Source organism: Novosphingobium kalidii, from assembly GCF_040534015.1.
In the GTDB taxonomy this organism is placed as follows: domain Bacteria; phylum Pseudomonadota; class Alphaproteobacteria; order Sphingomonadales; family Sphingomonadaceae; genus Novosphingobium; species Novosphingobium kalidii.
This window is the reverse complement of sequence record NZ_JBEWLY010000008.1, coordinates 198,807-211,753: the sequence shown is the minus strand read 5'-3', so window position 1 is coordinate 211,753 and position 12,947 is coordinate 198,807. Positions and strand designations below refer to the sequence as shown.

Sequence of the window (12,947 nt, the reverse complement as noted above, 5' to 3'; positions counted from 1 at the left end):
GCAGGGCAGGGCTCCGTTGCCAATCCACCGTGAGGAGAGATCAGCAGCGCGGTAACAAGGTAGCCATAGCGCCTCCTCTATGACCCCGTGAAACAGAACTGCGGGGCGCCGTTCTTAACTGCGCGATTAAAAAGGGTGTTGCGAGCGGCGACGCGAACGTGCAGTGAGCCAGAGACCATTGGACTGCCCAGGTTCTGCGGTATCATGATCGCGGCGCCTGATATCGGCCTTGAAGGGATGACAAGCATGGCTACCGCAGAAAAAACCGCCGATACTCCTGTCGCCAACGAGGTTGCAGAGCTCATTGCGCGCTCGCGCAAGGCGCAAGCGCAGATCGAGAACGCGACCCAGGAGCAAGTGGATACCTGGATCCGCGGCATGGTCTATGCCGTTTGCAAGCCCGGCACGGACGAGGAAATCGCGCGAGAGACGGTTGAGGAAACGCAGCTCGGTAACTACGACGGCAAGTTCAAGAAGATCTCCGTGAAGACTCGCGCTGCGCTGATGGACATCATCGACGACAAGTCTGTCGGCGTGATCGAAGAGATGCCTGAGCGCAACATCGTGAAGATCGCCAAGCCGGTTGGTGTGATCGGCGCGCTTTCGCCCTCGACCAATCCTGAGGCGACCCCGGTCATCAAGGCGATCAACGCGGTCAAGGGCCGTAACTCGATCATCATCTGCCCGCACCCGCGCGCGAAGTTCGTCAATGCCAAGATATGCAACCTGATGCGTGAGGCACTCGAAAAGCTGGGTGCGCCGGCCGACCTGGTGATCCCGATTGAACAGCCCTCGGTTGAGCGCACCAACGAAGTGATGAAGCAGTGCGATCGCATTCTCGCCACCGGCGGTACGCCGATGGTGAAGGCGGCCTACAGCTCGGGCACTCCGGCGCTTGGTGTCGGTGTTGGCAACGCGGTCATCACCGTCGATGAGACCGCGGACCTCGACGATGCAGCCGAGAAGATCCTGCTGTCCAAGACGCTCGACTTTGCGGCATCGTGCTCGTCCGACAACGCCGTGGTCCTGCTCGACGCGATCTACGATACCATGCTGGAAAAGCTGAAGGCCAAGGGCGGCTTCATCATTGAGGGTGAGAACAAGACCAAGCTGCAGAACGCAATTTGGGAAGACGGCGAGCATATCAACGCCAAGGTCGTGGCGCAGTCGCCCAAGTTCATCGCGGACTATGCCGGGTTCGAAATTCCTGAGAACACGGCGTTCTTCATCGTGCCTGAGACCGGCTACGGCCCTGACTACAAGTTCTCGGGCGAGAAGATGACGGTGACCATGGCGCTCTATCGCGCCAAGGACATCGACGAGGCTATCGAACTGACCAACGCGATTCAGTCCTACCAGGGCCAGGGCCATTCCTGCGGCATCTACTCGACGAGCGACGAGAACATCCAGAAGCTGGCCGAGGGAACCAAGACGAGCCGCGTGATGGTTAACCAGCCGCAGTCGGCCTCGAACTCGGGCAACTTGTGGAACGGCATGCGCCAGACCTTCTCGCTGGGCTGTGGCTCGTGGGGCGGCAACGCCACGAACAACAACGTCTCGTGGCGCGATCTCATCAACGAGACTTGGGTGTCCAAGCCGCTTGCTACGCCCAAGACGCTCCCGAGCGACGAGGCGCTGTTCGGCAAGGACATCATCGCAGCGGTCGGCTGATAGCACCACCGCTCTTTCGCCATTCCCGCAAGGGCAGGGTCCATCTGCAAATTTACGGCATCGCCGGCAGCAGGCAGGCCCCGCCCGTGTGGGATGGCTCACGATGGGCGAGGAGAGGACGGATGAAGGCCAGACTGCCGCTCGTTACGTTAGCCGCTACTTTGGCACTCTCCGCTTGTTCGAAGAGCTCGGACGAGCCGGAGGTAGTCGCCAGCACACCGGCAGTGGCGGAGACCGCGCAAGTGGTTCCTTTGGCAGAGCCGGTCGAGAGCGAGGCTGCCCCAATGCCTTCAGCGACCCCGAGCGCCAGCGACGCTGCTGCGGATGACGCTATCCCGCCGGCCATTCACGGGCGCTGGGGGCTCGTCCCTGCAGATTGCACGAGCAAGCTCGGCGACGCGAAGGGGTTGCTCACTGTCTCGGCAAGGCAGCTCAAGTTCTACGAGTCTGTCGCCAAGCTCGACCGGGTCAAGGAAGTCGAAGGCGGCCGTATCCGGGGAGCCTTCACCTACTCGGGCGAGGGGCAGACCTGGACCCAGGACGTCGTTCTGGATGTGCAGGACGGCGGAAAGACACTCATCCGGCGCGACTACGGCAAGGACGCCTTGCCCGGTCCACTTACGTACACCCGCTGCACCTGACCTGCGGCACAGGGGGATCTATGACCGACCAGTTTGCTTTGACCGAAGACCAGCTTGCGATTCAGGAGACGGCGCGCAAGTTCACCGCCGACATGATCACGCCCTTCGCGGCGGAGTGGGACGAGAAGCAACACTATCCCGTGGACGTCTGGAAGGCTGCGGGTGAACTCGGCTTCGGCGCCATCTACGTCTCTGAAGAGAGCGGCGGTATCGGCCTTGGCCGGCTCGAAGCTGCGCTCATCATGGAGGCGATGAGCTATGGCTGCGCCGCCACCAGCGCCTACATCTCGATCCACAACATGGCCGCGTGGATGATCGATACCTTCGCAAGTCAGGAGTTGAAGGATCGCTACCTTCCGCAGCTCGTCACGATGGAGAAGATTGCCAGCTACTGCCTGACCGAGCCGGGTTCCGGCTCCGACGCCGCGGCCCTCAAGACATCTGCGCGGCTCGACGGCGATCATTACGTGGTGAACGGCACCAAGCAATTCATCTCGGGCGCCGGCTACAACGATGTCTATGTGGTCATGGTGCGCACTGGCGAGCACAAGTCCAAAGGCATCACCTGTTTGGTCGTGGACAAGGACACACCGGGCGTCAGCTTCGGCGCGCCTGAGAAGAAGCTGGGCTGGAACGCTTCGCCGACGGCGCAGGTGATTTTCGAGGATGCACGCATTCCTGTCGCTAACCGTGTTGGCGCCGAGGGTGAGGGATTCGGCTTCGCCATGGCTGGGCTGGACGGCGGTCGCATCAACATCGGTGCGTGCTCGCTGGGCGGCGCACAACGGTGCCTGGATGAGGCGATCCAGTACGTGAAGGACCGCAGGCAGTTCGACCAGCCGATTGCTGACTTCCAGAACACCCAGTTCATGCTGGCGGACATGGCCACCGATTTGGAAGCCTCGCGCGCACTGCTCTATTTCGCGGCTGCCAAGATCACCGCCAATGCGCCCGACAAGTCGCGTTTCTCCGCGATGGCCAAGCGCCTCGCTACGGACAATGGCTCCAAGATCGTGAATGACGCACTGCAGCTGCTCGGAGGCTATGGCTACCTCAAGGATTATCCGATCGAGCGGTTCTGGCGAGACTTGCGCGTTCACTCGATCCTCGAGGGGACGAACCAGGTCATGCGCATGATCGTCGGGCGCGACTTGCTGCGTTAGTGGCGCCGGAAATAGGGGTTTCCGAATGACGGACGAACTGCTCACGCGGCGCGATGGCGTCGCAGGCTATCTCACGCTCAACCGGCCAAAGGCGATCCACGCGCTTACGCAGGACATGTGCACAGCCATGATCGACGCACTGCTCGCCTGGCGCGACGATGCAGAGGTGAAGGTTGTTATTCTGGAGCACAGCGAAGGAAGAGGCTTCTGCTCCGGCGGCGACATTAACCTGCTGCGCCAGTCTGCCCTTAATGATGGCGGCGCGTCTGGACGGGCCTTCTTCTTCGACGAGTATCGCCTGAACCATCTGCTGTTCACCTATGAAAAGCCGGTGGTGGCGTTCATGGACGGCATCACCATGGGCGGCGGCGTCGGCATCTCGCAGCCGGCCAAGTACCGTGTGGCGACGGAGAACACCCGCTTCGCGATGCCAGAGACCGGTATCGGCTTGTTCCCGGATGTAGGCGGCGGCTGGTATCTCTCTCGTCTCGATGGGCGACTGGGGCAGTATCTTGCCCTCACTGGCGCCCGGCTCGACGGCGCCGAGTGCGCGTGGGCAGGCCTGGCCACACACTACATGCCTGCCAGCGCCCTTCCAGAGGCCAAGCAGCGCATTGCGGCGGGGGATGAGATCGGCGACGTGCTGAACTCGCTTGCGATCACCCCGCCCGAGCCGAAAACCGCCGCCGCCGCCGCCCAAATCCGCAAGCACTTCGCGTCTGACGAGTTGGAAGACATTTTTGCGTCTTTGATGTCCGATGACAGCGAATGGGCGGCCAAAAAAGTCGCCACTCTGCGCGCCAAGAGCCCGCAGGCTTGCAAGGTCGCGCTTCGTCAGCTCGCCGAGTCAGCCAAACTGACTGACTTCGCCGACAACATGGCGATGGAATACCGGCTTGGTGCCCGGGTGTTGACGCGGCCGGACTTCGCAGAAGGCGTCCGAGCAGTGATCGTGGACAAGGACCACGCGCCGAAATGGAACCCCGCGACGCCGGAAGGCGTCACCCCAGACCAGCTGGACGCGATCTTCGCGCCGCTCCCTGCAACCGAGGAATGGAGGCCACTATGAGCTACGAAACGATTCTGGTGGAACAGAAGGGCGGGGTCACGCTGATCACGCTGAACCGGCCCAAAGCGCTGAACGCGCTGAACTCGACCGTGCTGGCGGAGCTGATCGACGCTTTCGCCAAGTTCGAAGCAGACAAGTCGCAAGGGTGCGCTGTCCTCACCGGGTCTGGCGACAAGGCTTTCGCCGCTGGCGCCGACATCAAGGAAATGGTCGAGAAGCCAGGCGCTGACTTCTATGCCGAGGATTTCTTTGCCGGCTGGACGACTCAGCTCGTGAAATCCACGCGTAAGCCCTGGATCGCCGCTGTAAACGGCTTTGCCCTGGGCGGTGGTTGCGAGCTGGCGATGATGGCGGACTTCATCATCGCGTCCGAAACTGCCAAATTCGGCCAGCCTGAGATAAGACTTGCGGTCGCGCCCGGCATGGGCGGCACGCAGCGGCTTACTCGTGCGATCGGCAAGGCGAAGGCGATGGACATGTGCCTGACGGGTCGCAACATGGACGCCGAGGAAGCAGAGCGCTCTGGTCTGGTCAGCCGTGTGGTGCCGGCAGACAAGCTGTTGGAGGAAGCCCTCAAGGCGGCCGAGCAGATCGCCGGCATGCCGCCGCTTGCCGCGATGATGAACAAGGAGATGGTCAACATCGCCTTCGAGACAACGCTCGACACCGGCTTGCTGATGGAACGTCGCATGTTCCAGATCCTAACCGCCACCGAGGACAAGACCGAGGGCATGACTGCCTTTGTCGAAAAACGTCCCGGTGTCTGGAAAGGCAAGTAAAAGGAGCACTCCGTTCGATGCGGACGGATGTTTAGCTTGGCACGACGTTGGAGACAGCAATGAAGATCGCGTTCATCGGCCTTGGCAACATGGGTGGCGGCATGGCCGCGAACCTCGTCAAGGCGGGGCATCAGGTCTCGGCCTTCGATCTTTCCGAGGAAGCGCTTGCCCGTGCCGAGGAGAACGGCTGCAGGACTTTCCGTACAGTGCCTGATGCTCTTGCCGGTGCTGAGGCTGTGGTTACGATGCTGCCCAACGGCGGCATCGTTAAGGCAGTCTACACTGCCGATGTGATCGCGAAGGCCCCCGCCGGGGCTCTCTTCCTCGACTGCTCCACGATCGACCTCGCAACGGCTCGGGAAGTCGCTGAGTTGGCGGAAGAAGCTGGCTACCACATGGTCGATGCGCCCGTTTCCGGAGGCATAGCCGCTGCAAACGGAGGCACGCTCACCTTCATGGTCGGCGGCAGCGATGCGGCCTTCGAAAAGGCAAAGGTCGTGCTCGAGCCCATGGCCAAAGCCGTGATTCACGCGGGCGCGATCGGCAGTGGGCAGGTTGCCAAGATGTGCAACAACATGCTGCTGGCTATTCACATGATCGGCACCTGCGAGGCGCTGGCCCTGGCCGAGAAGGCGGGCCTTGATCCGCAGAAGTTCTATGAGATCAGCTCGAAATCCACCGGATACAACTGGTCCCTGAACGACTACACCCCTGCTCCCGGAATTGGCGCCAAGAGCCCGGCCGATAACGATTATCAAGGCGGCTTCGCTTCCGCCCTGATGCTGAAGGACTTGCGCCTGGCAATGACGGGAGCGCAGACTGCGGGCGCCACCGTTCCGCTCGGCGAGCATGCGACAAAGATCTACGAGGCGTTCGTCGAGGCGGGTAACGACGGTAGGGACTTCGGCGCGATATTTACCACTTTGTGAGCGAGGGAGGCGCGTCCTTCGCCTCTCTGATCAGTCGATTACTCCGGCCGTTGCCCTCGACGTCTCCCCAGTTCGAAGTGCGGCAGGCGCATGCCCTTGGTGCGACTGGTGAGGTGATAGCGCCGGCACAATTCGCAACGATAGGATCGCAGCGGAAAGGGCGCTTTGAAGGCACTGGCAAGTGCCTCCTCCTCAGTCGCATAAGTTGCCTTCTTGCGACAGATGCCTGGCCGAGTGCGCATGTCACTCAGGTGAGAATAGCCGAGCCCAGCAGCGTGAGAATCTTCACATCAATGGCGTAGCCTTCGCCACGCCACCGCGTCACCGCCTCCGGAATCTCCGCCAGCGGCACGCGGTGGACCACAATGTCCTCGCTTTCCACTCCACCGCCTTCGCCCACTTTCACCAGATCGTGGGCGCGCAGCAGGGTGAAGCTCTCGCTCACCATGCCGGGGGAGGAGAAAAACTCGCCGATCACCTCCATGCGGCCTGGTCGATAACCGGTTTCCTCCTCAAGCTCACGAGCTGCGGCGGTGCTGGCATCCTCGCTCTGATTGTCGTCGTGGTCGCCGACAAGCCCAGCTGGCAGCTCCATACACCGTCGCCCGAGAGGTACCCGATACTGGTCAACAAGGATGACGTGATTGTCTTCATCAACGGCAAGGATCACCGCCGCGCGGATACCTCTGGCACGGCCCACATACTCCCAGCGCCCCCGTCGGCGCGCCGTGATGAACTTGCCCTGCCAGACCACTTCCTCTGCGGCATCGGCATCTACGATGTGTGTCATACTTCGATCAACCTGTCCGGAAGCTCGTTGGTGTCAGTCGTGTTGTGCGGGAAGTGCTCTGCGAGGAGAGCGCCAATCCGTTCCACCGCCGTGCATATTCCTCCGGCCACGTCGCCCTTACGTACGTCGGCGAGCATCGCCTCAAGCGCGTCGCACCAAACGTCCGCTTCTACTTTCGTCGCAATGGCCGCGTCTGCAAGCACTTCCGCGCGATGCTCCCCCATGGAGAGATAAATCAGAACACCTGTTCGCGCTCTCGTGCGCTGCTCTGCGCCGATCCGAAAGGCGCGCATGGCACGTTCGTGAACCCGTGCGGCCTTGATGGGACCGGGAATCAAGAAAAAACGCAGTCCTGAAAGGAGTTGCAGCAGCATCGTCGCACCGAACGTTAAAGCCGCTGTAACAGCAGCGACGGTGAACAGCTCTCCGGGCGCCCACGCGTGGACCCACCCCCCCAGCAACCACTCCACAAGGTAGAGGTACAAGCTTGGGGAAAGAGCAAGCGCGGCCAGTGCGATCAGGGCGACCGCTGCGGCCCAGGCGAGTGCAACGTCAGTATAGCCATCAGATCGATCCGCGAGGATGGTCACGATTTCGCCTGACGTGCCGGCTTCTGCGCGTGCCACCGCTTCACTGACGCGAAGGTGCTCGCTCGCGCTTAAAATCATGGAACGGCTCACACTCACCAGCCTCCGCTTGCGCCGCCGCCGCCGAAGCTGCCGCCGCCGCCGCCGAAGCTGCCGCCAAAACCACCTCCGAACCCGCCGCTGCCGCCAAAGCCGCCGCTGCCGCCGGAGAAGCCCCCCGGCACGAAAATGATGGGCGCTCCCCAGCCACGCCGTCTTCTCCGGCCGCCAAACCCAGTGGCCGCGCGCGCGATTGGCAGGATGAAGAACAACAGGATGAAAATCAAAGGTATGAGAGCACCGAGCGAAATGCCGTCGCTGCTTCTTCTGCTTTGCTGCTCCGCCTGTGCCGCGATCTCTCGCGCTTGCTCCGGCGGGAGCGCGAGCTGCTGTATGATCGCGTCCGCCCCCGCTTCGATTCCGCCTGGCATGTCACCGGCCTTAAAGCGTGGCACAATCTGCCGGTTGATGATCAGGAATCCCATGCCATCGGGCAGTACGCCCTCCAAGCCGTAGCCGGTTTCGATGCGGAGCTTGCGTTCGTTCGGGGCGACAATCAACAGCACGCCGTCGTTGCGTTCCTTGTCGCCGATTCCCCATGTTCTTCCAAGTTGATAGCCGTAGTCGGCAATATCGTAGCCTTGCAAATCCGGGATCGTAGCGATCACGAACTGTCGTTGCGATTGTTGCTCCAGACCCGCAAGCTTTTGAGTAAGCCGTGCCTCGACATCGTCCGGGATGATGTTCGCCGCGTCGGTAACGCGGCCAGTCAATCCGGGAAACTGCGGCTCCGCCAGGACAGGCGACGCCAGCAGCATTCCCACGCAAAGCAGCACTGCGCTGACCAGGGACCTGATACTCACGAGCAGGCGCGCTCGTCGTTCACATCTTGCCTTCCAGGCTTGGCGCCACCTCGGCGCCAGGAGTGACAGCTTGGTAGGGTACCATCGCTCCGGCTCCGCGCAGGCGGGCACCGATCATGGATGGGAACGTCCGCACCTCGGTATTGTAGTCCTGCACCGCCGAGTTGTAGTCCCTGATGGCTACTCGAATGCGGTTCTCCTGCCCCTCAAGCTGAGTCTGCAGCATCTGGTAGTTCAGAATCGACTTGAGGTCCGGGTACCGTTCGACGCTCACGAGGAGGCGACCAAGGCTCTGGCCAAATTGCTCCTGTGCCGCCTGAAACTGCTGCATCTTCGCGGGATCGTTCAGGTCTTCGGCACTGACTTGCACGCTTGTTGCACGAGCGCGAGCATCAGCGACGCCGGTGAGAATTTCCTTCTCCTGCTCCGCTGCTCCCTTGGCGACGGCGGCAAGATTGGGTACCAGGTTTGCACGCTCCTGAAAGGCCGCCTGTACGTCGGCCCACTTGGCCCTCGCGGCCTCCTGCTTGGTGGGAACGCTGTTAAACCCGCACGCGGTGAGGCTCAACACTGCCATGACGACAAGCAGCGCCTTGGCTGCCCGGGGCAAGCGAGTGCACGACATGAATGACTGCGGCATTCAGCAAGTCCTCCAATCCGGACGCCGCCTTACGCGGCCCCTCCTTTGCGGAATAGATAGCGAACGCGCGCGCGCGCGCAAGCGCGTCTTCGCCTTGCGCCCTGCAAGGCGCTGCGGCACGGGGGGCTCCATCGCAGTTCAGGGGTCGACATGACTTTGCTCGACGAGTTCAAGAAATTCATTGCGCGTGGCAACGTCCTGGATCTGGCCGTGGGAGTCATGATCGGCGGCGCGTTTGGGAGGATCGTCACGTCACTGACTGAGAACGTGATCATGCCGCTGATCGGATGGGCGTTTGGAGACATTGATTTCTCAAACTACTTCATCAGGTTGGGTGAAGTGCCTGAGGGGTATTCTGGAAGCCTCAGCGATTTCGCCGCGTTAAAAACCGCAGGTGTGGCGATGATCGGCTATGGCGAGTTCCTCACCCAGATTATCAACTTTCTGATCATCGCTGCGGTGCTGTTCATGTTGCTCCGTTCCGTGAACCGGCTCATCGAAAGACTGGAGGTCGAGAAGAAGAGGGTCGCTGAGACCGAAGCCGCGCCACAGGTTACTACGGACCCGCAGCTCGATGTGCTTAAGGACATTCTCAAGGAGCTGAGAGCGCAACAGTCGCTGCGCAGCTAAGCCTGGTGTGGGCATTCCCATAAGACTGCGGATGAGAATGAGAAATCTGGCACGCCCAAGGCTTCACATTCGCGGTCTGTGCGCTATATGGGACCTGTCGGCTTCAGCCGGCTATGGCGATAAACTGCAGCGTGCAATAGGCGCAGCGGACCCGGGGGCAGTACCCGGCGGCTCCACCACCTTCCTCGTTGTCGCGAGGGAAATGACGGGGCCGAACCAGGATCGACGTGTGTTGAAAGGCGTTGTTTTCGCTCGGGCTGAGTAACCCGTTCAAGGCTCAAAACTCATAAGTGCCAACGACAACGAAGCACTTGCTCTCGCGGCGTAATTCTAGGGGCTAACGCCCTGAAGTTACAAAGTTAGAACGCGGTTGGACCCACCGGGCAACAGAAGGGATTCCAGCGGTTCGGAGCGCACCGGGCAACAGAAGCGCTCCACTTCCCCTTAAATCTCGTCATGGTAGGCTGTGCGTCTGGCAATCGTCAGGCATGGAGGGCTTCGCGTCTCCTGTCGTATGGCTGTCCCCATATGCAGCAACTGCCCTCTGCTCGTAGCGCAGGCAGTCCAGGATCTTGGCGCCTGCCATGAAAACTGAGCCCGTGCAGGCCAGGAACAGCAGCTTGCCACCAATTCCCGGATAATGCTCGAGGTACGCGCCTCCACGCTCCACTGCCCCAAGTGCGAGGGCAAAGATGATCATGAAGGCTTCCAATCGCGTCTTGATGACGAACAGACGGCCGATCTTCTTGAGCATCACCATTCTCTCGTTCGTGCCCTTTGTCCGTATACTAAGCAACGCTCGTGCCATGTCCCGGTTGCCGCCGAGTGCGCGAGTTAAGATCAAGTTGGCTGTAAAGGTTTCCGACAGGTTAAAGCAGCTCGACACTGCCGCGCCGTTGCGTGATCGGCGGTGACAGTTGCCAACTTTGGCCATGTGGGCCATAGCCGCGCTTGTTCCTTCCCCAGGATATGATTGGTGTTCCACTCAAGCTGCCGCGCCCGCGCGCAGCGAACATGGTTGCGAGGACATATGGCGAACAGAGTTGATCGTTGCGGACTTCAGGTCGATGCCGCGCTGGCGCAGTTCATCGAGGCTGCGGTGCTGCCGCCGATTGGCCAGAATGCAGAGCGCTTCTGGTCTGGTTTTGCTGATTTGTTGAGCACGTTCGCGCCGCGCAATCGGGCGCTCCTGCAGCGGCGCGACGCCTTGCAATCGAAGATCGACGCATGGCACGTCGCCCGTGCCGGCAAGCCGCTCGACCAAGTCGAGTACCAAGGTTTTCTGAAAGAGATCGGGTACCTCGTGCCGGAGCCCGAGGCGTTCAGTGTCACCACGACGAATGTGGATCCCGAAATCGCCACGATGGCAGGCCCCCAGCTGGTTGTGCCCGTGCTCAACGCCCGCTTCTTGCTGAATGCCGCCAATGCGCGGTGGGGCAGTCTCTACGACGCCTATTACGGCACGGACGCGCTCGATGCGGACCCCGCGCAAGGTAAGGGGTACGATCCGATCCGCGGCGAAGCCGTCATCCGTGCGGGCCGTGCCTTTCTCGACAAGGCGGTGCCTCTTGCGAGGGGCTCCTGGAGCGATACCGAGGATGCCGCGACAGCTGAACTTGCTGACCCCGCGCAATACTGCGGCGCGACCGACAAGGGCGTGCTGTTCCGCAGCAATGGTCTGGCGATAGAGGTCGTGATCGATGCGGCCGATCCTATTGGCAGCACGGACAAGGCCGGGATTGCGGACATCGTGCTCGAAGCCGCGCTCACCACCATCGTCGATCTGGAAGACTCTGTGGCGGCAGTCGACGCAGACGACAAAGTACAAGCCTACTCCAACTGGCTCGGCGTTATCCGTGGCGACCTCACCGGCACGTTTGACAAGCGCGGGCAAACGATGACCCGCGCTCTCGCCCCGGACAAGACGTTGACCACGTCAGATGGGGAGACTGTGAAACTTCCGGGCCGCAGTCTCCTGTTCGTGCGGAACGTCGGACACCTGATGACCAATCCAGCAATCCTCTTAGCCGACGGGTCGGAGATCCCCGAAGGTATCCTGGACGCGGTAATCACGAGCGCGATCTCTACGCAGGATGTGAAAGGCCTCAGCAAGTTCGGCAACAGCCGCGAGGGCAGCATCTACATCGTGAAGCCCAAGATGCACGGTCCGGAGGAATGCGCTTTTACCAACGACTTGTTTGATGTTGTTGAGGATCTGCTTGGGCTTCGACGGCACACCGTCAAGGTTGGTGTGATGGACGAGGAGCGTCGCACCAGCGCGAACCTTGCTGCCTGCATTCATGCGGTGAAAGACCGCATCGTCTTCATCAACACCGGGTTCCTCGATCGCACTGGCGACGAGATACACACCTCGATGCGCGCCGGTCCGATGATTCGTAAAGGCGCAATCAAAGGCAGCACCTGGATACACGCTTACGAGAAGCGCAACGTGGCCATCGGCCTGAAGCATGGCCTTTCCGGCAAGGGGCAGATCGGGAAGGGCATGTGGGCCGCTCCCGATCGCATGGGCGCGATGATGAGCGAAAAGATCGGTCACCCCCGGACGGGTGCCAATACTGCGTGGGTGCCATCACCAACAGCGGCGACGCTCCACGCAATGCACTACCACGAGGTCGATGTTTTCGACGTTCGGCAGGACAAGGCGATCGAGGTGATTCCGGCTCTCGACGAACTGCTGGCAGTTCCGCTGGCCGATGGAGTGAACTGGTCGGAGGACGAGGTTCGGGAAGAGCTCGATAACAATGCGCAAGGACTGCTTGGCTATGTCGTGCGCTGGATCGATCAGGGCGTGGGCTGCTCCAAGGTGCCTGACATCAACGACATCGGCCTGATGGAAGACCGCGCGACACTGCGCATCTCAAGTCAGCACATGGCAAACTGGCTGCTGCATGGCGTCTGCAGCGAAGAGCAGGTGATGGATTCCCTCAAGCGCATGGCTGCAACAGTGGATGCGCAGAACGCCGATGATCCGCTCTATGAACCGATGGCAGGCAATTGGGACAGCTCGCTCGCCTTCCAGGCTGCCTGTGAACTTGTCTTCAAGGGCGTCGAGCAGCCCAACGGCTACACAGAACCGCTGCTTCATGCCTGGCGCCTGAAGAAGAAGGCAAAGGCAGCCGCCTGAA

13 protein-coding genes and 1 other RNA gene are annotated in these 12,947 nt (G+C 61.2%); 9 read left to right on the top strand and 5 right to left on the bottom strand.

Translation table 11 applies throughout. The annotated features are described in order from the left end of the window. The first annotated feature begins 246 nt into the window (after positions 1-246). The 6 genes from ABVV53_RS04175 to mmsB all read left to right on the top strand — a co-directional run bounded on the left by ABVV53_RS04175 (position 247) and on the right by mmsB (position 6,252). Positions 247-1,671 (top strand): aldehyde dehydrogenase family protein, encoded by a 1,425-nt coding sequence (locus ABVV53_RS04175; RefSeq protein WP_353983126.1) that lies wholly within the window; start codon positions 247-249, stop codon positions 1,669-1,671. 122 nt (positions 1,672-1,793) lie between these two features. Continuing rightward, on the top strand, positions 1,794-2,312 hold the full coding sequence (locus ABVV53_RS04170; protein WP_353983125.1) for a YajG family lipoprotein: 519 nt from the start codon (positions 1,794-1,796) through the stop codon (positions 2,310-2,312). Between the two features lie 20 nt (positions 2,313-2,332). Then, positions 2,333-3,475, top strand: coding sequence for an acyl-CoA dehydrogenase family protein (locus ABVV53_RS04165; protein ID WP_353983124.1), 1,143 nt, complete (start codon positions 2,333-2,335; stop codon positions 3,473-3,475). 25 nt (positions 3,476-3,500) lie between these two features. After that, positions 3,501-4,544: an enoyl-CoA hydratase/isomerase family protein gene (locus tag ABVV53_RS04160; protein WP_353983123.1), complete on the top strand. Its 1,044-nt coding sequence runs from the start codon at positions 3,501-3,503 to the stop codon at positions 4,542-4,544. Continuing rightward, positions 4,541-5,323: an enoyl-CoA hydratase-related protein gene (locus tag ABVV53_RS04155; RefSeq protein WP_353983122.1), complete on the top strand. Its 783-nt coding sequence runs from the start codon at positions 4,541-4,543 to the stop codon at positions 5,321-5,323. The genes ABVV53_RS04160 and ABVV53_RS04155 overlap by 4 nt, the downstream gene beginning before the upstream one ends. A 59-nt stretch (positions 5,324-5,382) precedes the next feature. Further along, positions 5,383-6,252, top strand: coding sequence for a 3-hydroxyisobutyrate dehydrogenase (mmsB, locus tag ABVV53_RS04150; RefSeq protein ID WP_353983121.1), 870 nt, complete (start codon positions 5,383-5,385; stop codon positions 6,250-6,252). Positions 6,253-6,499: 247 nt separating this feature from the next. Here the strand turns inward: mmsB and ABVV53_RS04145 are convergent, their stop codons facing one another. The 4 genes from ABVV53_RS04145 to ABVV53_RS04130 all read right to left on the bottom strand — a co-directional run bounded on the left by ABVV53_RS04145 (position 6,500) and on the right by ABVV53_RS04130 (position 9,156). Then, positions 6,500-7,042 (bottom strand): NUDIX hydrolase, encoded by a 543-nt coding sequence (locus ABVV53_RS04145; RefSeq protein ID WP_353983120.1) that lies wholly within the window; start codon positions 7,040-7,042, stop codon positions 6,500-6,502. Next, positions 7,039-7,710: a TPM domain-containing protein gene (locus ABVV53_RS04140; RefSeq protein WP_353983119.1), complete on the bottom strand. Its 672-nt coding sequence runs from the start codon at positions 7,708-7,710 to the stop codon at positions 7,039-7,041. The genes ABVV53_RS04145 and ABVV53_RS04140 overlap by 4 nt, the downstream gene beginning before the upstream one ends. A gap of 14 nt (positions 7,711-7,724) precedes the next feature. Next, on the bottom strand, positions 7,725-8,486 hold the full coding sequence (locus ABVV53_RS04135) for a TPM domain-containing protein (RefSeq protein WP_353983430.1): 762 nt from the start codon (positions 8,484-8,486) through the stop codon (positions 7,725-7,727). A gap of 64 nt (positions 8,487-8,550) precedes the next feature. Then, on the bottom strand, positions 8,551-9,156 hold the full coding sequence (locus tag ABVV53_RS04130) for a LemA family protein (RefSeq protein WP_353983429.1): 606 nt from the start codon (positions 9,154-9,156) through the stop codon (positions 8,551-8,553). A gap of 165 nt (positions 9,157-9,321) precedes the next feature. Between ABVV53_RS04130 and mscL the strand changes: the two genes are divergently transcribed. Beyond that, positions 9,322-9,801 carry a large conductance mechanosensitive channel protein MscL gene (gene mscL / locus ABVV53_RS04125; RefSeq protein WP_353983118.1) on the top strand — a complete coding sequence of 160 codons (480 nt, stop codon included), beginning with the start codon at positions 9,322-9,324 and terminating at the stop codon, positions 9,799-9,801. Between the two features lie 58 nt (positions 9,802-9,859). Next, positions 9,860-10,202, top strand: a transfer-messenger RNA (tmRNA) gene (ssrA, locus tag ABVV53_RS04120). 53 nt (positions 10,203-10,255) lie between these two features. Here ssrA and ABVV53_RS04115 read toward each other — a convergent pair. Then, entirely contained in the window at positions 10,256-10,555 is a 300-nt protein-coding gene (locus ABVV53_RS04115) for a hypothetical protein (protein ID WP_353983117.1), read from the bottom strand. A gap of 276 nt (positions 10,556-10,831) precedes the next feature. On the opposite strand from ABVV53_RS04115, the gene ABVV53_RS04110 reads away from it, so the two are divergent. Beyond that, entirely contained in the window at positions 10,832-12,946 is a 2,115-nt protein-coding gene (locus ABVV53_RS04110; RefSeq protein WP_353983116.1) for a malate synthase G, read from the top strand. Position 12,947: the final 1 nt, after the last annotated feature.